Source organism: Paeniglutamicibacter psychrophenolicus, from assembly GCF_030812255.1.
Classification (GTDB): domain Bacteria; phylum Actinomycetota; class Actinomycetes; order Actinomycetales; family Micrococcaceae; genus Paeniglutamicibacter; species Paeniglutamicibacter psychrophenolicus_A.
The window spans coordinates 549959-573388 of the sequence record NZ_JAUSSH010000001.1 but is presented as its reverse complement, the minus strand read 5'-3'; the positions used below and the strand labels follow the sequence as shown (position 1 = coordinate 573388).

Sequence of the window (23430 nt, the reverse complement as noted above, 5' to 3'; positions counted from 1 at the left end):
TACTTGCAATTTCACGACACCACTTGATGCCGAAGCCTGGTACTGGTCCCGGCACTCCGGCTGTGTGCGCAGCCGCGGCCCGGGAAGGCTTGCCAAGTCGCCTGTGCCTGCTCCACAGTTGTCTCACGTGGCCGACACTGGGGAGGCCTGTTGCAAAGGAATCCACCCGTGAACATGATCATGGAAAGCGCAGATGTTTCCGACCAGGCAATGATCGGGCAGGGAAGCCGGATCTGGCACCTGGCCCAGGTCCGCGAAGGTGCCGTCATCGGGGCCGAATGCAATATCGGCCGCGGGGCCTACATCGGCCCCGGGGCAAGGCTCGGGGATCGCTGCAAGATCCAGAACTACGCCTTGGTGTATGAGCCTGCGGTGCTGGCCGACGGCGTCTTCATCGGCCCCGCCGCGGTGCTGACCAATGACCAATTCCCCCGGGCCATCAACCCCGATGGTTCGCTGAAGGACGGCAACGATTGGGACGTGGTGGGTGTGAGCATTGGAGTCGGGGCGGCCATCGGTGCGCGGGCGGTATGCATCGCGCCCTTGGTCATCGGGGCCTGGGCAACAGTTGCGGCAGGGGCGGTGGTGACCCGGGATGTGCCCGCGTACGCCGTGGTCGCGGGGGTGCCGGCACGCAGGGTCGGCTGGGTGGGTGAGGCCGGGCACCCCCTGAATGCCGCTGAGGGGCATTGGGTCTGTCCGGAAACCGGCCGCCGGTACGAGGAAACGGATGGAAACCTGCGCCCCATGTGAGCAGCTTGGTCTCCCTACAGCGCCTGTCGCCTGCGGTGCTCTGGGCGCAGTGCCTTGGAACGCTACGTGCGGGGTTCGCCGTGGATTCCTGGGTCGGTGAGGGCTCGTTCACACCCGGCGCCCGCAGAATGCCATCGGGCATCCTGTCCTCAGGCAGCCACTGCACGGCGGCAACCGACGGCAGCCCCCCTCCGGTGAACCGAACCACGTACTACTTAGGCCGATACTGAGGTGGAGTTGGGTATGGCAGTGCATCGAATCCGCTGGCCTCTTTCTTCGCCCTCCGTTATGTTCAAGAGGCGACGTCGTCGTGCAATCGATGGCGGCACCTTACTTGGGGGCTTGGGGTCACTTTGGGATGGGTAATCGGAGCGGTGGTGCGAACACGCCGAATCGGCTGTGTTCCGGCGGTCAATGGAACGCAGGCTGGCTCTGTGTCCGACCCCGGAAACCTGGATGGCGGCCACTTCCACGCGCGCGAGATTTCCTCGCTTTGGCACGCGGTGGATGGTGGTGGGGCAACTACGGCCCCGCCCGGAACCGTAATGTCCCGAGTCCGAAACCCGGCCGCCGTGACTATCGCCGAGTGCCGGGAGTCTCTTAGACATGGCGCAAAATCACCCAAAGAAGTCCGTTGCCCCGTGGTTATTCCTGTACCTCGTGCTCGTGGGGGTATTGGTGTTCAGCGCCCGCATAGCGGACCTCGGCATACCCCAGGTTGCGGAGTCCGCACTGAGCCGGCTGCATTCCGTGACGGGGCTTTCGGGCATCCGGTTCGGCCATCTGGAGGCCACAGCAAATGTCGTGCTCTTCGTTCCCATTGGATTCATGCTCGGGCTGCTGATGCCCCGGCGTCGGTGGTGGCTGGCGGTCGCCTTCGGCGCCGGCCTCTCCGTGCTGATCGAGTTCTTCCAGTTCGTGGCGCTGAGCCAACGAAGCGCCACGGCGCGCGATGTGTTCTGCAATCTCACCGGCACGGTCATCGGGGCCGTAATTTCCGTCGTCTGGGTTTCAATGCGCCACCGGACGCGCAACTCGATCTCTGGACCCAAGACATGAGCCGGGTATCTGTCTTCCGCAGTCCCGTTCCTGCTACTGCCAACCCAACCAGCTACTCCCGGAGGGACCGAAATTGACCAATGAACACCTGAGAGTGGACTTGGCCGACGTGGTCGTTGATCTCTTTGATGAATCATCTGCCATCCAACGGCTCATGGGGCGCACCCACCGATTTGACGATGAGGGCCGGCCCAAGTCACTGCCACCGATTTCGGTGATCTCGGCAAACCTCGACCACATTGCCCAATTCGGCAAGGGCGGCCGATGGCACGGAACGGTGGGTAATTCCTTGCGGCCCACGAGTCAACCCCCGTCGATGGATGCCGCTTCGTCCGGCATGCAGGGAACGATGGAGTGGCTCACGCTTTTGGACGGCGCACCGCTGGTGGCCCAGGCCAACCGGTTGACGGGGCGGAATTGGCCGCGGCTTGCCGGCAGCGACGTGATCGGCCCCCTCTTGGACGCGGCAGAGGAAGCCGGTGTCTCGGTGGGCTTTCTGGGTGGCTCCTACCTCATACAACGTTTGTTGTCGCGGCGCCTCACCATTACCCGGCCAAAACTGATCATTGCCGGAATGTGGTCCCCCGAACGGGCGACCTTGGCAAACCACAACGACTCCTTGGAATTGGCACGCACGATCCGCGAAGCGGGGCCCCATTTGCTGGTGGTCGGTTTGGGAAAGCCCCGGCAGGAACTGTGGATGGCCAAGTACGGCGTTGAAACCGGGGCGAATGTGCTGCTGGCCTTCGGCGCCGTTGTGGATTTCCTGGCCGGCGCGATGATGAGGGCCCCAGCCTGGGCCAGCGGAAACGGACTTGAATGGGCTTGGCGACTGGCCCTCGAGCCACGACGGCTCGCCCGCAGGTACCTGCTGGATGATCCACCCAGCCTCCTGCAGTTGCGCCGCCACAGCTCTGTGATCCAGACCGGGGTGTCGGACCTCGTTCCCCGGCAACCTGCCGCCCCGTTGCTGACGGGGATTCCCGACGGCAAGTTTGTGCCGGACGGTGAACCGGCGGATGTCGTGGTGTACGTCGTCACCTACAACAGCGAGCCGGCAATCCACACCCTGATGGCGAGTCTTCGGCGCGAGGCTAGGTCGCTGCGCCTTCGCGTGATCGTCGCCGACAATGATTCCACGGACGGCACCCTCCATTCCCTGAGCAAGTACCCGGATGCATATGCACTTTCAACCGGTGGCAACCTCGGCTATGCCACCGGGATCAATGCCGCGCATCGCGTCTCCGGCCAGGCCAGCTCCGTCCTGGTCCTGAACCCGGACCTGGAGGTCCTTCCGGGGTCGATCGCGGCTCTGTACCGGCGCCTCGTCACCTCGGACGCCGGGTTGGTCGTGCCCCAGCTACTCGAGTCGGACGGTTCGACCAGCATGTCGCTGCGGCGTGAGCCGACCGTGGCTACGGCATTCGGTGATGCCTTCCTCGGCTCCAAGTTCCCCACCCGCCCCGGTTGGCTGGCCGAAACGGACTACGCGTTGGAAAGCTACCAGAATGCCCACCGCATCGAATGGGCCACCGGAGCAGCAATCATGGTTCGGGCAGACCTGGCAGAGCGAATCGGCGACTGGGACGAGCAGTTCTTCCTGTATTCCGAGGAAGTGGATTACTTCAAGCGGGCCCGTGAAGCCGGCGAAACAGCGTGGTACGAGCCGCTCGCGCAGATGGTTCACCATGGCGGCGGCTCAGGTACGTCCACCGAACTCAATGCCCTCCTTGCCGTAAACCGGGTCCGGTACGTACGCAAGTACCATGATGCCCGTTACGCAACATGGTTTCGCAACGGCGTGGCACTGACCGAGCTCCTGCGCTTCTACAAGCCAACCCGCCTGTCGATATTCCGCACCATCATGGACGAAGCCAGCTGGGAGTCCCTCCCCGGCCCGACAGCCACCGAACATATGGTGCGTGTGCTCGAGGCCTTTCCCGTCGGAACCGTCATAATTCCGGCCCACAACGAGGCCGCCGTCATTGGACGCACCCTGGCCTGCCTCGCCCCGGTCCTCGGGACGGGCCGCGTAGAGGTCATCGTCGCCTGCAACGGTTGCGATGACGACACTGCCGCCATTGCCCGGACCTTCACGGGAGTCGTCGTCTTGGAAGTGGAAACAGCTTCCAAGGTCGCAGCCTTGAACGCCGCTGATAAGACCGCGTCGCACTGGCCCAGGCTCTACCTCGATGCTGATATTTCCATGAGTCCAACCACCTTGCGCATGGTTTTCAGCCGGTTGGGGAAGGGCGACGTCTTGGCGGCCCGGCCCTCATTCCGCTACGACGACTGCAGCGCCAGCTGGCCGGTCAGGGCCTTCTACCGGGCACGGCGCCGCATCTCATCCACCCATGAAGCCCTCTGGGGAGCCGGGGCCTACGCCCTGACCGAGCAAGGCCATGTCCGATTCGCCGAATTCCCCGCGGTCACCGCCGACGACCTGTTTGTTGACCAGCAATTCGGGTGGAACGAAAAGGCAGTGCTCCACACCCCGCCGGTTATCGTCGTCACACCACGAAACGTCAAGGGACTCATGGCTGTGCTGAGGCGCAACTACAGGGGCAAGGCGGAATTGGGTCGCCTAGCCGCACCGGAACCAAGCGGCGCGGCACCGAGCCAGACGGCACACCATACGTTGAAGGCATTGCTCTCGTCCGTTCGCAGTCCTGCCAGCGCCATCGATGCCCTCTGCTATGCGGGGTTTGCCGTGGCGGCACGGTTGCGCCGCGGTCGAGTCGGCGCCGCAGGTCCCACGGCCTGGGAACGGGATGACAGCAGCCGGGATGGCACCGGGAAGCGGTGACGTGGCAGGACTTCGCGGGATGGAACATGCTTCGAAGCTGCAATGGCTCGTCGGAAACTTCGCTCCCGCCGGCGCGAAGGCAATGCAGACACCCAAGCCAGGCGTAACACCGTGCACTTGGGTTCCTTTCATGCCCCCGGAAGATTGGGGACCGCAGGTTCCGGCCGCAGGTTCCGGCCGCAGGTTCCGGCCGCACGCGTCAGGTGCCTGGGATGCAACCTTTCCCTGCGATCCGATAGATCCTCACTGCATCGCCCCCGGCGAACCCATCCTCGAGAATGCCATCCTTCAGTCGAACGGAGCGGTCTTCCCCCACCACTTGTGCGCTGTCTTGCGATGAACATGCCACGGTAATGCGGAAGGCCTGCGTGCTCGCTTGGGTGGGTGCTGCCAGGATGTATATGTCTCCCGCGTAGGCCTTTGCGGAAGCATCGATCCGGCCCTCGGGAACAATTGCGTTGTCCAGAAACGGCGCATTAAGGATGGGGGCAGCCCGGGAAACTTCGCTGTTGATCTTCGCTACGCCGCCTCGGAGCTTTTCGCCGCAGTCACGGAGAACGTTCTGTGATGCGCAGTCGCCGCCGAAACTGTGGTTGAAGTAGACGATTCCGCGGGCACCGTGGATCAGGCTGCTCCACACCGCACCTCGAATCTGCTCGATGGTGATTGCCGGGCTATCCTCTTCCGAAAATGGGTGACCAACCTCCACGAAGGCCCAGACCGGCTTCGAACCGGCAGGTTTCGCCAATGACCGAAGCCGCTCGACCGTCCAACCGTAATTCGCCGCCCGCCGGCATTCGACCGCAGACAGCTCGGCCGGTACTTCAAGGAGGGTCCCGCCCTCGGCGGGATTACAAATATTCGGATCCGTAAACCAATAATTGTCGGCGGAGACGATGTCCGCATACGAATTAACGAACTTCGATGCGCTCTCGTCGGGTTCCCAGAACGTTACTCCCTTTCCAAAGTTGGCATACACCGCTATATCCTTCGGCGCCTGCTCCAGCGCCTTGGCTAGTACGGTGAACCCACACGTGCTCGAGGACGGCACGCAGATGTCCCCTTCGCCCGGATAGTTTCCACTCCACTGTGCGTCGCCTGCCCTGGCCCACATGTCCACCTCGTCCGGCAAGACGAATCCGGACGCCGCCCCGGACGCGGTACTCGTCAGGGCCTGCATCCCGGCACGCCGGATGAGGTCCACATCCGAGTCCGGAGTCAGTTGGACATAGGTGTTGATCCCGACCGCACGGTCCAGCTCTAGTTGTCCCGCGTCCATCACGCTTGAATGCCACACCGCAACAGGAAAGAAGGATTCCTGGTCGGGAAACGGGTGGACTTTTCCGTCAAGATAGCCGTCGCCGCCGTCCACCGGACGCAGTGACGGCAGGGTCCGGAAAGGATCAGCGGACTCGGCCGTGGGCACCCCGGAGGGCACCACACTCGATGCCGCGGGCGTGGGAGTCGGCTCCGGTACGACCTGTGGCTCGCTGGGAACCTGTGTGCAGGCGGCGGTCGCTGCCACCAGCATGGCCAGGGCCAGCCCGGGATGGGCACGAAGCAGCGTCCGGTTCAAGGGCTCATCGCCCCGCCGAGACAGGGCGCTGGCGGGTTCCCGGCTTCACCGTTGTCCATGGTCCTTCCCATCTTGCCGGCACGGGAACTCGACCAATGCCGCCAGCACCTTGGCACTGCGCGAGCTTTGAAAACTGTCCACCACCCTTTCCCGTGCGGCCCTCCCCAAGGCCGTGGCCAGTGCTGGCGATTGCGCCATTCGAGTGACGGCCTCCACGATCCCGGCGGGGTTTCCGGGTTCAACCAGAACACCACTGACACCGTCTTCGACTAGCTCCGGGACTCCCCCCGTTCCGGTCACGACCACCGGAAGTTGCATCGACATGGCTTCCATTATCGCAACGCCAAGCGGCTCGGAATGGCTGGCAAGAACGAAGACGTGGGCTTGCTGGAGCTGCGCCACCACTTCGGTCTCCGGCAGGGAACCCAGCAGTTCAACCGAGTCCCCGATGTCCAGGTCCATGATCAGTTGTTCGAGAACGCGACGGTAGCCCCCGCCTCCGGATTCGTCTTCACCAAGTATGTGCAGCTTCGGCGAAAGCCCGCGTTTTCGCAATTCCGCAACTGCGCGGATCAGCTGGTCGTGCCCCTTGCTCTCATTCAGGCGTCCGCAACTGACCAGTCGCAATTCCCCTCCTACTTGAAACGCCTGGTAGGGGCTTGAACGTTTGAAGAGATCGGTCTGCACCCCCATCGGTGCAATGGCTACTTGCGCAGGAAGCGAACCAAGCAGTTCCACTTTGATCGATTCCAAAAGCACCTTCGTGATGATCAGGGCGAACGATGCATTGCGCCATTTTGACGGCTGGTTTGGCCCGTAGTCCCCCAGGGAACCATGCAGGGAAAGGCTGTATGTCAGTCCCGAGATGACCTTGGCGTACAGCGCCACCTGGGCGGCGTTGGCACAGGAATGGACATGGACATGCGCTATTCCCCTGGCCTCGGCCAGCCGTGTGAGGTCCGCCCCGGCACATATCAATCCCGCCTGTATCACAAGGTTTCGGGCCAGTCCTCCGCGTGGTTCGGCTCGCGCAGCCACATGCATTTCGGACACCAAGTGCCTCAACTTGTCCCTCGCCCGTCGGTCCCACAGTGCCGGTGCCAGACCTCCGGCAAGTGCAAGGGCCGCCTGCACCTTCAACGGCATCAAGTAGTAGGCGTGGGCATCCGGTTCCGTCTCCCAGTCATGCCCGACGCTTCCTGACCGTGGAGGACGGGTGGAGACCACATCGGCAAGAATGCCCATGCGCCTCAGCTCCAGCAACTCCCTCCAGAAGAAGCTGTGGGTTTGTCCGGGGTATTCAGGAATGAGGTAACCGATCCTTGTCATGGCATTGTCCTTCATGTATCCGTCTATCGATTGATGCGATACCGCTCCCCGGGCCAAGCCACCGGCGGCGGCCTTGTCGGGAACCCCTGGAAAATCTAATCGCCACCGCCGGCGGCTGCTTGCCGTCGGCTACGGGCCGAATTTGCAGGAGATTTCGAAGAGGACTCGTTGGCAGTGGTTGCATCGGCGATTCGTTGAACATTCGACGGCTCCTCAAGCTCCATGGATTCCGAACGCAGCCGCGCACGCTCCGCTCGCGATCGACCAACGGACGTCGCCACGGACAACGTTCCCAGCAGCAGGATGCCACCACCAAGGGCAACCATGATCAGCGAGCGCAACCGGCTGGAGAACTGTTCCACCGGTTTTCCGGGCTCGACAATAACCAGTGAGGTGAACAGGTAGGAATCGTCGGCGCCGTTCACCTTCTGCGCGCTGTACAGGTCTTCTTGCAGGCGCTTGCCCAGGAACCGGGCGGTGGCACCCGCCTTTTCCGGGCTGCTGCCGATACCGTTGATATCGATGACGAATCCGTTGCTGTTCACGCCCTGCCCGACTGCATACTCGGGCCCCAGCCCGGCCGCCTCAACGTCCTTGGCCGTCGATGACGAATTCAGCCTCGTAACGATCACATCGGTAATCAACGAATTGTCGAAGGAGCGAAGATAGGGGTTGTCCTTGTTCACCTTTTCCAGTTTGGGGTTCCTCTCAATGTCCCGGTCCGAGGGGATCGTTGGGTTGACGATGGCCACGCTCATCGTGGCCTCGTAGGACCTGGGGCCAAATTGATAAACATATGCCCCGGCAACCAGCGTCAACACAACCACGGGCAAGACCCAAAACCTGTACGTCCAGATTGTTTTTAGAACTGCTATCGGGTCCATGGTCGTCCTCCAAATTTTTTCGAGACCGGCATTGAGGTAATTGATGTATTTTTAGGTCCAGGTTCCGCGGATGCCATCGGCAGCATGTCCAGCCCTTTCTTCTTGCACAAGTTTCCAGATCCCGCCGCCGAGGCCGACCAGCATCGGAAAGGTAAGGGCAAACACCGGGAAGGACAGGGAATCGAATGTCAGCGAGCAGGCCGTGGCCACCAACGATCCGGCTGCCACAGCACCGGCCAAGCACCGCAGGACCCCGGCCGTGGCAGCCCTGGCCGCCACCAGAGCAGCCAGGCCCGGCACCGAAAGGTACACGATCGTGGCGCCCATCCCGACAAGTCCCAGCGTCACGGCGGAGTTCAGGAACTGGTTATCAAGGATGTAGATGGCGAATTCTGGCATGAAGTTTCCCGGACCTGCGCCGAGGATCGGCTGCTCCCCTATCATTCGGGCAACCCGTGGATAGTTGTTGGTTCTCGTGCTTATGGAGGGGTCTGAATTTCCGGATGTCAAGGCGTCCCCCAGCGTGCTGACCACACCCGGGATCGTGAGGAACACCAGCGCGATGGCTATCGGGACCACAACAACAGACCACTGACGGGCAATACGCGGCAAGAAGGGGACGAAGACAATGACGATGATCATCAATCCGAGGACGCTGGAACGTGAAATTGTTGATACCAGGGAAAACCCCAGCAGGCAGGTTCCCAGCCAATGAAACCATTTTCTTCCCTTCTTGTCGTACAGCGCCCTCCATACCGAAAGCGGGAGAAGCATCGCCGATACGACGGCCAATTCAATCGATGTGAATGTTGTCCCGGCCACTCTCAAAAAGGTACCGCGGACCTGGAATGCCGTGTCCCCGCCGTTGTATGTGAATCCGACCATGAGCTGTTGGATCCATTCAACGGGATTGATCCTTAGGAAGAACTGGATGACCGCGATCACCGAACAAACGAATGCCCCGGCCAGGAGGGGCCTGACAATGCGCATGACATCGTCGAGGGTCTTGATCGATTGGGAAGCCACCAGAATGATGCCCGCGCTGCCAACTAGAAGCAGCACCCAGCGGTCCGCCGCCGCCCTGGCAGCGACGGTGCTCCCCCCGGTCCATCCCGAGAACATCGCGGCATAGGACGCGCATGTCGCCAGGGCGAGGACGCAAAATGCCATCCGGCCCGGGTTGCCGGAGGCCAGCGGATTCTGCATCCCGAACAACACCGCGGCGCCCCAAAAAACGAACAACAAGATTGCCAACATCAAAGGGACCGTGCCTGCGGCTCCGATGGGCGCGATGACCATGCTGGACGGAAACGCGAAAATTGAAAAGGCCACCGCTTGAAGCAGCCAGAGACGGCCCACGGTTCCGGCGCCGGGGCGCTCGCTTCCGGCCCACGCTCCGGTCCGGGCGAGCCCGCGTTGTTTCCGCCGTTTTGCCCGGACCACACGTCCACCGGGTACAGATGGCGTGCTCATGGTCGCCAGGTTTCGGACAGGTACCCCGGAGGGTGGCCCGCTCGGTGGCCCAGCTGCAGGCGCGCGGGAACGGTGAGGCTCCACCGGTTCCCGGCAGCCCACATGGACTCGATCATTATGCAATCCCCAGCGTTCATGATTCCCCCAATATCAACCAACCCTATCCGTTCGATGGAGCAACCGAAAGGGCTCGAAACCTCCCACATCCCCGGCCCCAGGCCGCGTCCCTTCCATCACCCGAGCGTCCCGCCGGATGCGAATCCAAACCGCCCCATTTTTCCGGGCCTGGTACGCTTCCTTGCCGGCGGATTCGCTTTGTCCGTCCCATGGCCGCAGCGACCTAGCGCTGGATGCGCGTGAGCATCCGTTGCCGAAGCGCAAGGGAAACACCCGATTTCGCGGAGATCATCACGGCCAGGTCGCGCTCGTCGATTCGCCTGAGGAAGGATCTGACGCCCGCTTCATCCATGGGTATCTCCTCTGAATAGTTCAGGCACCTCATGGAGTCGGTCGAGACGACCTCGGAAGTCCGTGAATGGATTTGATCGACATACACTCCATACAAAATCATTTCCGAAAAATGGATTTCGCGTCCGATGGCGGTTGCCCAGTGCTGGCCCGTCACCTCGGAAACCCGGTCGAGCATCCTTCGCACGATTGCCGGGCTCCACGGGCAGGGCCACGCCACGTAGTCATGCAGGAACCCCGGAGGCGGCGGGGCCAGCCCCAGCAGGCGGTGGGCGACCTCATGCCATTGGCGGTGCCGCGGCAGCGTGTCATCCACCCCGTTCTCCAGCCGGTAAAACGAGGCCGTACCCATGTGCGAGAACGCCCCTGCTTCCACGCGGTCGATGAACACCATGTCCGAATCCGTGAGTAGGGCAATGTCTGTATCCAAGGATGCCGCAAACGCGAGCTTCACTAGTTGCTGAACGATCCAGCCGCGCAGCGGCGGAAAGGGCCTGACCACATTGATCCACCCGTTGACCAAGGGCAGCTTCAGCATCGTTCTGGGCAGCAGGGCGTTGACGCCGTGGATCTTGGTGCGCTCGCCTGCCAGGCCGGCAAAAAGCGTAAGGTCCTTTTCCGGAACGATGACGTGATGTTCGATGTCGGCCGCGGAGTACCTCAACACCGATTCATTCAGCTCACGACAAAGTTGCATGTCAGGTGCGTAGCTTGGGGTGACCACGGCCATGGATGGCCTCCGCCGTGGTGGTGTGCTGTTGCCGAACATCGATTCCCTCATTTCGCTGCTGTGGATATTCCCTGCCGGCCGGATCCGGCGCCCTGGCACTTCGGGCGCCGGTCCCGATAATGGAGGAAAAGTCTGCCGCTCGATGCGCCCAACTGTGTTCCCCGGCAAATTGCCGACGGCGGCGCTCGGCGGACCTTGTCCACCGTCCGTCCAGCTGCACAGCGATCTTGGCCAGGAAATCCTCGGTGTTTGCGGCGGCCTGGACGTGGTCCGAGTCGAGCCATCTTACGGCCGGAAGATCCGTTGCGACCACCGGGACGCCGGCGGAGAGGTACTCAAGGGTCTTCAGGGGAAAGCTGGCGCGGTTGAACGGGGAATCGACGTATGGAGTGACCCCCACCTTCATCCGCGCGAAGTACTTCGGCAACTCCGCCGCGGGCACCGATCCGGCCCAGTCAACGTTTTTTGCCGCCAAGAAGCTGTCCAGCCGTTTGCCGAATCCGGCTCCCCTGTCACGGCGCGGCCCCACCACAAGTATTTGTTCACCGGTTCGACACATCGCCTCGAGCAGGTCCATGTCGAGGCGCTCATTGAGCTGTCCGACCAAGCCGATTTCCCGGCCCCGAACTGTACCCGCCGGGCTCGGGCCCAAGGGCAGGCACCCGTTGGGCAAGACCACGCCGTGCCGGACGGGGCCCAGTTCACCGAGCTGTTCCAGCAGGCCCGGTGTCACCGCCGCGACGATGTCCGCGGATTCGATGTTTGCCGCAAGGACGCGTTTGACGTGGGAGCCGGAAAACCCCATCAACGAGGATCCGCCGAGCCAATCGTCGGTCACGTAGAGGATCTTGGTGCCGGGGAGGCCGCGCGGGAACTCGGCGATCGGAAACGACACCACCACGGCCGTGGGCTCGGTCCCCGCCTCGGCCACCGCTCGGCGAACTGCCCTGTTCAGGCGCAGCGTTGTCAGCTGTCTGACTACTGGCTTGGTGATCCCCGGAAGCGTATGGACCGGCACCCGGATGATGTTCTCCCCGATGCTTCCGCCTTGCATGCTGACCGGATCCCGTGGCCGTCCCAGCGGGAAGCGGATCGGGGGATCGACCCAAATGAGTTGGTGGTCGCTCGCCAGCTCCCCCACCAGGCGCTTGTCGGTCCCGGGAACCGAATCCCAGCCCGTTCCGGCGATCCAGACGATCATGGGGGCTCTCTCCGCTGCTTTCTCAACCATGTGCCACGACCTCGGGACGGGAAATGGCGACGGGATTGGCGTTGAAGTCATCCGAGGTCTGCCTCCCCCGCAGCCTGGCCAGGCGGCGGCGCGACTCGTAGCGAAGGAATTTCAGGGCGGCGGCCGAGTCCATTGCCAGCTGGTGCGAGGGCTCCGGCTTCCGCTCCAGTGCCGCTTCGTAGACCCCCAGCTGGATCTCGGCGGCCTGTTTCAGCGAATACCGCTCACGGGCGGTTTGCAGGCCAAAACGCCCCAGTTCGGTTGCGCGTTCGGTGTCCGTCAGCAGGCCATCGAGTATTCCCGCCAGCCTGGCCTGCCCCTCGGAGGGATCCTGGCCAATCCCATACCACCCTTGCCACAGGAAGTCCGGGAGCGAACCCGGCGTCAGCAATCGCCAGAACCCCTTTTCGCCCTGCACCACCAGGGGCTTGCCGAAGGCGAGCCCGCGCAGTGCCGATCCACCCATGCCCAGGACTACGTCCGCCGTGCCATAAGCCGGACGCGGGTCGTCCATTTCCCCGGTGAGGACCACGCGGTGGCCGGACAGTTCCTTGTTGGCTTTCTCGGCCGCCAGCCGGATCTCTGTCTCGGCCGGTCCTCCTCCGACGATTACCAGTTGGATCTTCCGGTCCGCCGGCACCAGAGCCAGGGCCTGGATCGCGGCCAGGATCCCCTCGCGCTTGAGCTCGTGGGCGAGCCGGGAAACCATCACGACAATGGGCGCGTCGTATCGCAGGCCCCACCTCCGCCGAAACTCGGTCTGGCCCCCGCGGCCATCCGGTCGGTTGAAGTCGAGGTCGACCGGCGGTTCCTGCACCACCACGGTCTGCCTGCCTTGCAGCCTTTCGTAGTGGGCGATGGCCTGCGTTCCGACTAGCAAGGGAACCGCCATGGGAAGGAAGGGTGCCACCGACATCGACATGACGGTCGACACGCTCCTGGTCCGCGGCCGAAGCCTGGATGCAATGCTGCATTCCAGTGCGGGGGGCCATTCGTAGCCATGCAGGATATCGATGCCGCGCTGGTCGATGGTCCTTGTCAGGGCCCGGACAATGCCCGGCGAGGGCCGCCCCCGGTGCACGGGCGCCTCGATGAATTCCAGCCCCAGCTCGTCAACCCTTTTGTTCAGTGGCCCCGGGCGGCCAAACAATATGGTTTCCTGTCCCATGTCCCGCAGGGTGGCAGCGATCTCGATGGCGTTCAGCTGGCTTCCGCCGACGCCGTAATCATGGGCAAAGACAAGTATTTTCACTGTGGACGCTCATTTCCCGCTGCTTCTGGATGCGACACGTGTTCTTCCGCGGGTCTTCCGATTCCCCGGAGTTCGAAAATATCCCTGCGGCGGACGTACAGGAGGGAAGCCGAGGCGATGGCCACCAGCGCCCCTCCCACGGCGAGAGTTGCCAGCGGGGAGCTGAATTCGGTGGACATCCAGTACGAGGATCCACCCACCAGCAGGCCGACGCCGGCCGGCGTCGCACAGCGGCGCGCCACCGCCCGGAGACCCACCCCGGCGCGGGACAACTGCACCAGGTACAGGGGAAGGATGACGGCCCACGACACCACGGCCTGGGCGATGGCCAGGCCGACCAGGCCACCGATGCGGGCACCTGCCACCAGCGCCGGAACCATCACGACGAGGCTGGCACCCTGGACGAGGAACACCGTCCCCGACTTCCCCAGCACCACCAGATAGTCATAGACCATCTCGTACAGCAGTTTGCACAATGCCGAGAAAACCAGGAAGGACAGGATTGCAGCAGCCGGGAACCAGGCGTCCCCGTAAATGAACCGTACCAGCGGCGCCGCGGCCCCCGAGACGAAGGCGAACAGCGGCAGGGTGCAGGCTGCCAGCAAGCCGAAAATCATGGTGACGGCCCTGCGCAGGGCTTGCTTGTCGGCCTGCAGGTGGGAAAAGGTTGCCGGGGCGACCCGTCGAAGTGGCTGCGAGAGCAGGCTCATCGGCCAGCTGGAGAGGTTGAAGGCCAGCACGTAAAAGCCCAGGGCCGTGGAACCCAACAGCGACCCGGCAATGAGCTGGTCGGCGTACCCGACGGCAAAAACAATGATGCTGGTTCCGGCCAGCGGCAGGCCAAAGCGCAGCAGTGCCGGAACAACGCTCCTGTCCCAGCCGAACCGGTAAGGCAGCGGCGAGGACCTGACGAACATGATTCCCGAAACCGCGCTTCCGGCCAGCCGCCCGACGGCCAATGACATGGCGCCCATGCCGGCGATGGCCAAGACGACAGACACTGCCGCCCCGATCCACACGTTCGCCTGGTCGATGGCCATACGCGTCCGTTCGCGGAACCTGCGCTGCAGCAGCGCGGCGGGTGTCGCCACCGCCCCGTTGACCAGGACGCTAAGCAGCAGCAACCTCACCACCTCGACAGCACCGGGGTCGCCCATGGCATTGGCCAGGGCGGGTGTGGCCGCATAGGCAGCGGCATAGACCACGAGGCTGGCCAGTACCGAGATCGAGTTCACGGTCGGTGCGATCACGGCGGGGTCGCCCGGCCACCGCACGATCGCCAGACTCACGCCCAGCTCGTTGAAGCTCAGCACGGCCATCAGGACGACCAAGGCCACGGCAAAGGTCCCGAACTCACTCGGTCCCAGCACCCGGGCCAGCACGATTCCGATCCCTAGGGTCGCAAAGCGCGATGCCATGGTGTTCAGCAGGCTCCATCCCAGGGCATTCGAGGCTCCGGGCGGCCCTGCCCGCCGCGGCTGCACAGTGCCCCTCCTTCGTCCGCTCATGGCCGCACTGCCGATTCGAGTGCCTCGGCGACCCGCTGCTGCTGATCCTCGGTGATGTGCGGGAACAACGGGATCGACAGAATCCGTCCGGCGGCATCCTCGGCCACCGGGAATGATCCGGCACGAAGCCCGAGGTGGGCAAGCGCACCGGTCAGATGCACCGGGCTCGGGTAGTGGATCCCGGCATCGATGCCCGCCTCGATCAGCGAGGCCAGGACCGCGTCCCGGTTCTCGACGCGCACCACGTACAGGTGCCACACGTCGTTGTTCCCCGCCGCCACTGTGGGCAACTGCAAGCCCTCAATGCCCGCCAGAAGTTCGTCGTAGCGGGCCGCGGCCCGGCGTCGGAGCTCGTTCCAGGCGGCAAGCCGGGCGAGCTTGGCGTTGAGCACCACGGCCTGGATCGTGTCCATGCGGGAATTCATGCCCATGGCCTCGTGGCGGTATTTCTGAACGCTGCCGTGCGCCGAAAGGAGCCGCACCCTCGACGCCACGGCTTCGTCGTTGGTGATGACCGCCCCGGCGTCGCCGGCCGCACCCAGGTTCTTGCCCGGATAGAAGCTGGTTCCCGCGGCGGTACCAAGTGTTCCGGCATTGCGTCCGTGCCTGGTTGCGCCCTGCGCTTGGGCCGCATCCTCGACGATCTTCGCGCCGCAGCGCGCGGCGATCGGCTCCAACAACTCCACGAAGGCGCTTTGGCCGAAGAGATGGACCGGCACGATGGCTTCGGTCCGCGCCGAGACGGCCATCTTCACGCATACCGGATCGATCAGCAGGTGCTCGGGATCAACGTCCACCGGCACCGGGACCGCCCCGATGCGGCAGATCGCCTCTGCGGTGGCAATGAAGGTGTTGGCCGGCAGGATCACTTCCCCGCCCGGCCGCACGCCCGAGGCCCGCAGGGCAAGTTCCAGGGCATCGGTGCCGTTGGCCACCCCGATGCAGTGCCGAGCCCCCAGGTAGCCGGCGTAGGCCGACTCGAACCTGCCCACCGGCGCGCCGCCGATGAAGGAGGTCGTGGCGAAGACTTCCTTGAGCCCCAAGGAGACCTCTTCATCGATCTCAAGTTGCTGGGCTCCCAAATCCACCAGCGGAATGCGGTTCGCGCTCATGCCGTGGCCCCCTGCCGCGCCCACTTTTCGCGTTCGACGACGCCGCCGAGCTGCATCGTGGCGAAGTACTTTGCGCTGGTCGCCGCGCTGCGGGCCAGGGACATCGTCGTTTCACCGAGGCGCCGCGGACGCATGGCCGTTTCGACGTAGATGCCCGAGAGCTCCGCGGCCGCGTGCGAGAGCCCGTAGCGCCCTTCCACCAGCGAGCGCCCCAGGACGCCCAGCCGGTGGCGCTTGCGCTCGTCGCCGACAAGGTCGGCCAATCCCGCCAGCAGGTCGCGTGCACCGGCGCCGTTGCTGCCGAACCACCCTTTGTCCATGAACCCGCCGACGGTCGTTTCGTCGGCCACCTTCCAGAATCCGCCCTCGCCCTGGACGATAAGGGCCTTGCCGTGGGCCAGGCCCTTAATCGCGGAGCTTCCCATGCCCAGGACGATGTCCGCCGCCTCGTAGACCGGCACCGGGTCGAGCTGGAAGCCCACCGGCTGGATCACGGTGCGACCGTGGCGCAGGTTTACCTGCTCGGCACGCTCGTTCACCGTCGCGGCGCCTTCCCCGTCCCCGGCGACCAGGAGCCTGACCGGCGTGGTGCCGGCTAGCCGGTCAACGACGGCGATGGCCGAGAGGATTCCCTGCAACTTCTCCAGGTCGGTGGTCAACATCGAAACGGCCGAGATGACGATCTCCTTCCGGTCGATTCCCCACCTTTTCCTGGCGCCGTCCACGTCGCGTGTCGAATACCGCTTCATGTCCACCGGAGGTTCAAGCAGGTACGCGGTCCGTCCCTCGGCCATCATCCGCCGTTGCAGGGCCGGGATGCCGACCACAAGGGGCAGGTGCCGGGGCAGGAAACGTGGCACGTCCATGGCCATGACCGACATCAGCATGGGGGTGCGCAGTCCGCCGGCGAAGGCGGCTTGCAGGCAGGGGCGCCACTCGTAGGAGTGGACCAGTTCCACGCCCTCGCTGCGGATCACCTGGCCCAGTCGCGTGGCCCACCGCCCGCCGTGCAGGCGCGCGTCGTGGGCCGGTATCCAGGGAACGTCCATGGACTCCAGGGCGTCGGTCAGGATCCCCTCGGGGGCGTAGACGACGGCCTCGTGCCCGTGGCGCTTGACCGCCACCGCCATCTCCACCGCATTGAGCTGGCTTCCACCCATGCCCATCTGGTGCGGGCAAACCAGGATCTTCATGGCTATCGCTCCCCTGCGGTCCCGGCCAGCGCATGGCGCTGCATATCCGATGAGTTGTGTGGTGCCGGGCCCAGCCAGTGCGCCGGGTTCCCGGCCCAGGTGCAGTTGGCCGGCTGGTCCTGGAGCAGCACGGCGCCCATGCCAAGGATCGCTCCGTCACCGACCTCCAGGTCCTGCCGCACGCTGGCGTTCATCCCCAGGTAGGCGGCGGCCCCGATGCGTGTTCCCCCGCCCAAGACGACGCCTGCGGCCAGTGTCGCGAAGTCGCCCAGGTGGTTGTCGTGGGTCAGCACCACCCGGGGCATCAACACCACGTGCGCCCCGAGGGTGACATCGCAGGTCAATACGCACCCGGGCAGGACGATACTGCCGGGGCCTAGCGAGCACCTGGCGCCCCGGCTGGCGCTGCGGCTCACGTGGCCGGCGTATCGTTCCGGTCCGACTCCCAGCATCCGCAGCCGGTGCACGATGACCCGGCGAATCTGGCCGTTGCCGGCACACACGAGCAACAGCTCGCTGCGCCCGGCCGCCAGATCGATGCCACCGAGCACCCGGACCCCGGCCACCAGGCCGCCGTGCAGTGCCGGGGAGTCATCGAGCAGGCCGACCACCTCGTGGTCGCCCGTGTCCGCGATGGATGAAGCGGTCTCCCGCGCCAGTCCACCGGCGGCCAGCAAGAGGATCCGTGCCATGGCCTACTCCTTGGGGTTCGCGAGCGCGTCGATGACGCGCTGCTGGTCGGTGTCGGATAGCTGGTGGTACAGCGGCAGGATCAGTGTGTCGCGGGCCAGTGCCTCGGTGACCGGCAGCTCGCCGGCCCGTATATGGGCGTAGGCGGGTTGCAGGTGCGCGGCCATGATGCCGCGCCGGGCCGAAATCCCGCGTTTTGCCAGATGTGCCAGCACTCCCTCGCGGTCAAGCGGGTAGCCGGGCTCCACCCGGATCCAGCAGGACTGGAAGTTCGAGGTACCGTAATCCGGGTCTGCGACGAGTTCCAGGCCATCGATGTTCTCCATGGCCACCCGGTATTTGCCCACGAGTTCGCGGCGCCGGGCCACCATCGCATCCAGCTTGCCCAGCTGCACCAGCCCCATGGCCGCCTGCAGGTCCGTCATGCGGAAGTTGTAGCCGATCTCCGCATAGCTTTCGGCCGGGGCGACGAGCGCGGTGTGGCGTTCAGCGGCCGAAACCCCCATGGCATGCTCCCGCAGCTTCCGGGCCCGCTGCGCCCAGGCGGCGTTGTTCGTGCTCAGCATGCCGCCCTCGCCTGTGGTCAGCAGCTTGCGCGGGTGGAAGGACCAGGCGCTGACGTCCGCGCCGCGACCCACCGGTTCGCCGTGGTAGGTTGAGCCCGCGGCGCAGGCGGCGTCCTCGATGAGTTTCAACCCGTGGCTGTCGCACCAGCGGCGGATGGGCGACAAGTCGACAGGCATGCCGCCCTGGTCGACGACGATGACGGCGCTCGTCGCCACGGTCAATCCCCGCTCGAGGGTTTCAACACTGACGTTTCCGGTGCCGGCTTCCACGTCGACGAAGACCGGGTGTGCACCCACATAGGTCGGCGCGTTGGCCGTGGCGATGAAGGAGAAGGAGGGAACCAGCACGTCGTCTCCGGCCTTGACCCCCGCCACGAGCAAGGCCAGGTGCAGCGCGGTGGTGCAACTTGAGGTGGCAACAGCGTGTGCGACCCCCTGGTGCTTGGCAAACGCCGCTTCGAAGGCGGCGGTCCTTGGGCCCTGGGCCACCCAACCGGAGGCCACGACCTCGACGATGGCTTGGGCTTCCTCCTCGCCCAGCCACGGCTTCATGACATTGATGCGTTCAAGGGTTGCCGGTGCGGCGACCGACGGGACGGTGTTCATTTCAGCCCCGCCCCCGCCTTGGACCCGGCCAGGCGTCCGGCCGCGACTTCCTCGCGCAGGGGGCGCCACCATGTCACCAGCTCGCGCAGGCCCTCTTCCAGGCCGACCGAGGCGGTGAAGCCGAGGTCGGCGCTGGCCGCGGCGGTGTCGGCCAGCCGCCGCACCACGCCGTTGACCGCGCGCTCCGGGCCGTGTTCCACCGCAAGGTCCGATTCCATGACCCGCAGCAGCGACGTGGCCAGTTGCAGCAGGGTGGTTTCCTCCCCGCGGGCGATGTTGTAGGTCCCCTCGGCGACCGGGGACGCGGCCGCCAGCAGGTTGGCCCGGGCGATGTCCCGGGTGAAGATGAAGTCCATGCTTTGGCTGCCGTCCCCGAAAACCAGCGGGGGAAGCCCGTCGGCGATGCGTTCCATCCAGCGCACCAGCACCTCCGTGTAGGCCCCGTGCACATCCATGCGCGGCCCGTACACGTTGAAGTAGCGCAGCATCACGTAATCGATCCCGTACATCGCGCGGAAGCTGCGCGCCATGCCCTCGTTGAAGGTCTTGGCCGCGCCGTAGAAGGTGTCGTTGTTGTACGGGTGGTGGCGTTCGCCCGTGGGAAACTCCTCGGCCGTGCCATACACCGAGGCGCTGGATGCGGCCACGATCTTCGGCACCCGGGCGGCAACGGCGGCCTCCAGGACGTTGAAGGTCCCCTGTGCCAGCACGTCGAAGGCCAGGCGCGGCTCCTCGGCGCACTGGGTGATCCTGATGGCGGCCTGGTGGAAGACGATGTCCTTGCCCGCGGACAGTTCGCCCACGAGCCGCACGTCCCTCACGTCGCCCTCCACGAGGGAGACCCTGCCAGAGGCCAGGGCTCGTTCGATGTTCTCGCGCCGCCCGCGCACCAGGTTGTCCAGGACATCGACGTGCCCGGCCCCCGCGGCGACCAACTGGTCGACGATCTCCGAGCCGATGGTGCCGGCCCCGCCGGTGACCAGGATGTCCTTGCCGGCCAGCTCCCTGGCCGGGTCCCTTCCGCCTTGTCCGGCCGTTGCCTTCCGATGCTGTTCCATGTCCATCCCCCGTTTCACCGCAGTACCTCCTGAAGTTCGATTCCCGACCCGTCGACCGCCGCGTTGCTTCCGCCCTCGGCGAGGCTGCGGCTCGCGGCCTCCAGCACCGCCAGCACCCGCAGGGCGGCGCTGCCGTCGGTCGGCGAGGGCAGCTTCGTGGTGATGCTGGCGTGGAACTGGGCCACCATCCGCCCGAGCGGTTCGAATTCCTCCAGCGAGGGCGACCAGGTGTCGCCCAGCCGGTAGGAGATGGCCGCCTCGGTGCGTTCGGTGACATCTCCCCTGACCAGTTCCTGGCAGTCGAGGTTCACCCCGCGGTCGTACACGCTGATGCGCTGCTGCGGGTTCAGGTCGTCCCAGATCAGCGTCTTGCGGCTGCCGCCGATGACCATCTTGCGGATCTTGGTCGGGCTGAGCCAGTTGACGTGGATGTTGGCTATCGCCCCGCCCGCCAGCGGCATCGTCAGGTACCCGACGCAGGCCTTGCCGGCCCCGAGCGGGTCCGCACCGTGGGCAGAGACCTCCAGCGGCCGCAGGCCGCCGGGCAGGATGAAGTCGAGGATGGACAGGTCGTGCGGGGCCAGGTCCCAAAAGACGTCGACATCCGGCTGCACGAGGCCGAGGTTGATCCTGACCGAGTCGATATAGAGGATCTCGCCGAGTTCCCCACCAAAAACCAGGTCCCGGATCTTGATCGCCGCCGGGGTGTAGCAATAGGTGTGGTCGGCCATCAGGACCAGTCCGCGCTCCTGTGCCAGGGCGACCATTTGCCTGCCGGCGTCCCCGCGGTCGGCCAGCGGCTTTTCAACCAGCACGTGCTTTCCCTCCGCCAGCGCCTGCATGGCGATGGCGTGGTGGGTGCGCGCCGGGGTGGCAATGGCCACCGCGTCGACGTCGTGGCCCGTGAGCAATTCGTCCACGGACCCGACGACGGCGGGGAAGCCGACCTTGCGGGCCAGCGCCGCGGCGCGCGCGGTGTCCTTGTCGCAGATCGCCACCAGTTCCCAGTCGAGGGCGGCGGAAAAGTTGCGGGCCAGGTTCGGCCCCCAGTACCCCGCGCCAATGACCGCGACCTTCAGGGGGTTTGTGCCGTTGTCCATCAGAATGCTCCCACCGGATTGATCATGACCTTGAAGGTTCGCCACATGATCATCAGATCTCCGGTGACGGACCAGTTGTCGACGTAGTAGAGGTCCAGCCTGACGCTTTCCTCCCAGGTCAACAGGCTTCGCCCGTTGACCTGCCACAGCCCGGTGACCCCGGGCTTGATGTATAGGCGCCTGAACGTGCTTCCCTCGTAGACCGATGTCTCGTCAGGCAACGGGGGACGCGGCCCGACCATGGACATGTTGCCCAGCAGGACGTTGAGGAACTGCGGCAGCTCGTCCAGCGAGTGCTTGCGCATCCAGGTGCCGACCTTGGTGACCCGGGGGTCGTTTTCCATCTTGAACAGCGGTCCGGCGGCTTCGTTGCTGCCGCGCAACCCGTCCTTGCGGCTTTCGGCGTCGACGCCCATGGAACGGAACTTGAACATCCTGAATGTCCGGCCATGGCGCCCGACCCGGTCCTGGACAAAGAACACCGGTCCCGGGCTGTCGGCCTTGATCAGCAGCGCCAGCACCGCAAAGACGGGAAGCAGCGCGACCAGGGCCAAGGCCGAGAGCCCGATGTCCATGGCCCGCTTGACCAGGTGGTGTCCCCCGTCGAAGTTCGGCAACTCGACGTGCATCAGGGGCAGCCCCTCGACGGGGCGCATCCGGATGCGCGGTCCGGCGACGTTGGTCAGGGAGGACACCAGGATGAATTCGGTTCCGGACTCCTCCAGCCTCCAGCCCAGGTCCCTGATCGCGCGGTGGCCGCCCTCCAGGTGTCCGGCAACCACCACCGCGTCAGCGCCGGATTCCGCCACGGCCCCCGCCATCGCGTCCATGCCGCGATAGGTCGGTACCGTCGTTGGCCCGAGCAGCGTGTGGTCCCCGTGGTCAAGCACGACGCCCACGACCTTGTAGGCAGGTCCGCACTTCTTCTCCAGTTGGTTCACCACGTAGTTGATGTCGTGGGGTTCCCCGACGATGAGCACCTGGGACAGGGCATGGCCCCTAGCCTGCGCCCGCACCAGCCAGTGCCGCCAGAGCCAGCGCTCGGCCAGCAGCCCGGCAACCCCCAGGGGGAAGGCCACCAGCAGGTAGCGCCGCAGGCCGGGTGCCCCGCCCACCACGGCCAGTGCCGCGACCCATCCCAGGGCGACGCAGGAGGTGTCGATGACCCGCTTGTATTCGCGGGCCCCCACCCCGATGCATTGCGGCGAGCGGGTGCGGTAGACGACCAGCAGGGTCAGCCAGAACAGCGCCAGCACCAGACCCGTTGCCAGGGGTGCGGGTTCCCCCTCCGCGGCGGTCAGGGCCACTGCGCCGCAAACCGCGGAAACGACCACGGAGTCGGAGACGGCCAGCCGCGTCGTGTACCGCTGGCGCCAGCGCCTCGCCGGCGCGCCGGCAACGGCTTCCCCCGACCGTGCGGGCCGGAAGGTGCGCGCCGAGCCGGCCAAAAGGTTTCCGAAGGCACCGGTATTGTCGGCCGGTTCGTTCAGGTGCACCACAACAGATTCCCCCAATATGTGCGCTTCCGCGCGTTCCCTGACCCGCCCAGCCCCCAAGGCCTGCGGGCGATGCCCCCAAACGGCACCTGCGTGGACCGACCGTATCCGGACCACAATTCGAGACTATGCAGCTTTGGGTCCTGCCACACCCTGATACGCCACTCGACTTTGGGAAGCGGGAATGGCGGTTGGCAGTGTCCCCTACTCGATTGCGCGTTTCGCTACTGAGGCGGTACTGGGGATCGGCAGACCCGCCGGTGCCCCTGCATCTTCGCAGGTTCCTGCAGGAAAAATGCCGGAAATCCACGGGATTCGAGGGAACCCCGGGCCTGGTTCCGTGGCGTCGCTGCCCGGCGCGGGGAATCCGGACCGGCGGCGGGCTTCGTGCCGCGGTGGCTTGCGTGGGTCTGCTTAACGTGGGCCTGCCTGGGCGTCCCGCGCGGCGGGCTCGCACGGTGGAGACGATCCGGCGGCGGAGAAGATCCGCGCCGCCCATGGGAACAAGACCGCGGGCGGGGGCGGACTCCTTCTGGGCTT

The 23430-nt window shown here is 65.1% G+C and carries 18 protein-coding genes; 3 read left to right on the top strand and 15 right to left on the bottom strand.

Annotated features, from left to right (window positions below; all coding sequences use genetic code 11):
- Positions 1–174: 174 nt before the first annotated feature.
- From J2T21_RS02520 to J2T21_RS02510, 3 genes are all read left to right on the top strand, one after another.
- A complete protein-coding gene (locus J2T21_RS02520; RefSeq protein ID WP_307578339.1) occupies positions 175–753 on the top strand; it encodes an acyltransferase in 579 nt (192 codons plus the stop codon).
- 606 nt (positions 754–1359) lie between these two features.
- Entirely contained in the window at positions 1360–1812 is a 453-nt protein-coding gene (locus J2T21_RS02515) for a VanZ family protein (protein WP_307578100.1), read from the top strand.
- A gap of 349 nt (positions 1813–2161) precedes the next feature.
- The gene (locus J2T21_RS02510) at positions 2162–4618 is read left to right on the top strand and encodes a WecB/TagA/CpsF family glycosyltransferase (protein ID WP_307578098.1); all 2457 of its coding nucleotides are present in this window, start codon (positions 2162–2164) and stop codon (positions 4616–4618) included.
- A 199-nt stretch (positions 4619–4817) separates the two neighbouring features.
- On the opposite strand, the gene J2T21_RS02505 is transcribed toward J2T21_RS02510, so the two are convergent.
- The 15 genes from J2T21_RS02505 to J2T21_RS02435 form a co-directional block, all read right to left on the bottom strand.
- Positions 4818–6194, bottom strand: a complete 1377-nt coding sequence (locus tag J2T21_RS02505; protein ID WP_307578096.1) for a hypothetical protein — start codon at positions 6192–6194, stop codon at positions 4818–4820.
- A 45-nt stretch (positions 6195–6239) separates the two neighbouring features.
- Positions 6240–7538, bottom strand: a complete 1299-nt coding sequence (gene epsE / locus J2T21_RS02500) for an exopolysaccharide biosynthesis GT4 family glycosyltransferase EpsE (RefSeq protein WP_307578094.1) — start codon at positions 7536–7538, stop codon at positions 6240–6242.
- Positions 7539–7618: 80 nt separating this feature from the next.
- A complete protein-coding gene (locus J2T21_RS02495) occupies positions 7619–8281 on the bottom strand; it encodes a chain-length determining protein (protein ID WP_307578092.1) in 663 nt (220 codons plus the stop codon).
- 177 nt (positions 8282–8458) lie between these two features.
- The gene (locus J2T21_RS02490) at positions 8459–9880 is read right to left on the bottom strand and encodes an O-antigen ligase family protein (RefSeq protein ID WP_307578090.1); all 1422 of its coding nucleotides are present in this window, start codon (positions 9878–9880) and stop codon (positions 8459–8461) included.
- A 340-nt stretch (positions 9881–10220) separates the two neighbouring features.
- Complete coding sequence (locus J2T21_RS02485) at positions 10221–11078, bottom strand: DUF6492 family protein (RefSeq protein WP_307578088.1); 858 nt, start codon at positions 11076–11078, stop codon at positions 10221–10223.
- Positions 11047–12279, bottom strand: a complete 1233-nt coding sequence (locus J2T21_RS02480; RefSeq protein WP_307578086.1) for a glycosyltransferase family protein — start codon at positions 12277–12279, stop codon at positions 11047–11049. Before J2T21_RS02480 ends, J2T21_RS02485 begins: the two co-directional genes overlap by 32 nt.
- Positions 12280–12301: 22 nt before the next feature.
- A complete protein-coding gene (locus J2T21_RS02475; RefSeq protein WP_307578084.1) occupies positions 12302–13561 on the bottom strand; it encodes a glycosyltransferase in 1260 nt (419 codons plus the stop codon).
- Complete coding sequence (locus tag J2T21_RS02470; RefSeq protein WP_373457874.1) at positions 13558–15069, bottom strand: oligosaccharide flippase family protein; 1512 nt, start codon at positions 15067–15069, stop codon at positions 13558–13560. The genes J2T21_RS02475 and J2T21_RS02470 overlap by 4 nt, the downstream gene beginning before the upstream one ends.
- The gene (locus J2T21_RS02465) at positions 15066–16181 is read right to left on the bottom strand and encodes a DegT/DnrJ/EryC1/StrS family aminotransferase (RefSeq protein ID WP_307578079.1); all 1116 of its coding nucleotides are present in this window, start codon (positions 16179–16181) and stop codon (positions 15066–15068) included. Before J2T21_RS02465 ends, J2T21_RS02470 begins: the two co-directional genes overlap by 4 nt.
- Positions 16178–17374, bottom strand: coding sequence for a glycosyl transferase family 1 (locus tag J2T21_RS02460; protein WP_307578078.1), 1197 nt, complete (start codon positions 17372–17374; stop codon positions 16178–16180). Before J2T21_RS02460 ends, J2T21_RS02465 begins: the two co-directional genes overlap by 4 nt.
- A gap of 2 nt (positions 17375–17376) precedes the next feature.
- Positions 17377–18066: a NeuD/PglB/VioB family sugar acetyltransferase gene (locus J2T21_RS02455; RefSeq protein WP_307578075.1), complete on the bottom strand. Its 690-nt coding sequence runs from the start codon at positions 18064–18066 to the stop codon at positions 17377–17379.
- Between the two features lie 3 nt (positions 18067–18069).
- Positions 18070–19236 carry a DegT/DnrJ/EryC1/StrS family aminotransferase gene (locus tag J2T21_RS02450; RefSeq protein ID WP_307578073.1) on the bottom strand — a complete coding sequence of 389 codons (1167 nt, stop codon included), beginning with the start codon at positions 19234–19236 and terminating at the stop codon, positions 18070–18072.
- On the bottom strand, positions 19233–20294 hold the full coding sequence (locus J2T21_RS02445) for an NAD-dependent epimerase/dehydratase family protein (RefSeq protein ID WP_307578071.1): 1062 nt from the start codon (positions 20292–20294) through the stop codon (positions 19233–19235). Before J2T21_RS02445 ends, J2T21_RS02450 begins: the two co-directional genes overlap by 4 nt.
- Before the next feature lie 14 nt (positions 20295–20308).
- Positions 20309–21394 (bottom strand): Gfo/Idh/MocA family protein, encoded by a 1086-nt coding sequence (locus J2T21_RS02440; protein WP_307578069.1) that lies wholly within the window; start codon positions 21392–21394, stop codon positions 20309–20311.
- Complete coding sequence (locus J2T21_RS02435; protein WP_307578067.1) at positions 21394–22890, bottom strand: sugar transferase; 1497 nt, start codon at positions 22888–22890, stop codon at positions 21394–21396. The genes J2T21_RS02440 and J2T21_RS02435 overlap by 1 nt, the downstream gene beginning before the upstream one ends.
- Positions 22891–23430 lie beyond the last annotated feature (540 nt).

Coding starts and splice junctions, on each gene's coding strand:
- J2T21_RS02520 (WP_307578339.1), top strand. CDS start 175: ATGATCATGGAAAGCGCAGATGTTTCCGACCAGGCAATGATCGGGCAG.
- J2T21_RS02515 (WP_307578100.1), top strand. CDS start 1,360: ATGGCGCAAAATCACCCAAAGAAGTCCGTTGCCCCGTGGTTATTCCTG.
- J2T21_RS02510 (WP_307578098.1), top strand. CDS start 2,162: ATGGAGTGGCTCACGCTTTTGGACGGCGCACCGCTGGTGGCCCAGGCC.
- epsE (WP_307578094.1), bottom strand. CDS start 7,538: ATGAAGGACAATGCCATGACAAGGATCGGTTACCTCATTCCTGAATAC.
- J2T21_RS02495 (WP_307578092.1), bottom strand. CDS start 8,281: ATGAGCGTGGCCATCGTCAACCCAACGATCCCCTCGGACCGGGACATT.
- J2T21_RS02490 (WP_307578090.1), bottom strand. CDS start 9,880: ATGAGCACGCCATCTGTACCCGGTGGACGTGTGGTCCGGGCAAAACGG.
- J2T21_RS02485 (WP_307578088.1), bottom strand. CDS start 11,078: ATGGCCGTGGTCACCCCAAGCTACGCACCTGACATGCAACTTTGTCGT.
- J2T21_RS02480 (WP_307578086.1), bottom strand. CDS start 12,279: ATGATCGTCTGGATCGCCGGAACGGGCTGGGATTCGGTTCCCGGGACC.
- J2T21_RS02470 (WP_373457874.1), bottom strand. CDS start 15,069: ATGAGCGGACGAAGGAGGGGCACTGTGCAGCCGCGGCGGGCAGGGCCG.
- J2T21_RS02465 (WP_307578079.1), bottom strand. CDS start 16,181: ATGAGCGCGAACCGCATTCCGCTGGTGGATTTGGGAGCCCAGCAACTT.
- J2T21_RS02460 (WP_307578078.1), bottom strand. CDS start 17,374: ATGAAGATCCTGGTTTGCCCGCACCAGATGGGCATGGGTGGAAGCCAG.
- J2T21_RS02455 (WP_307578075.1), bottom strand. CDS start 18,066: ATGGCACGGATCCTCTTGCTGGCCGCCGGTGGACTGGCGCGGGAGACC.
- J2T21_RS02450 (WP_307578073.1), bottom strand. CDS start 19,236: ATGAACACCGTCCCGTCGGTCGCCGCACCGGCAACCCTTGAACGCATC.
- J2T21_RS02445 (WP_307578071.1), bottom strand. CDS start 20,294: ATGGAACAGCATCGGAAGGCAACGGCCGGACAAGGCGGAAGGGACCCG.
- J2T21_RS02440 (WP_307578069.1), bottom strand. CDS start 21,394: ATGGACAACGGCACAAACCCCCTGAAGGTCGCGGTCATTGGCGCGGGG.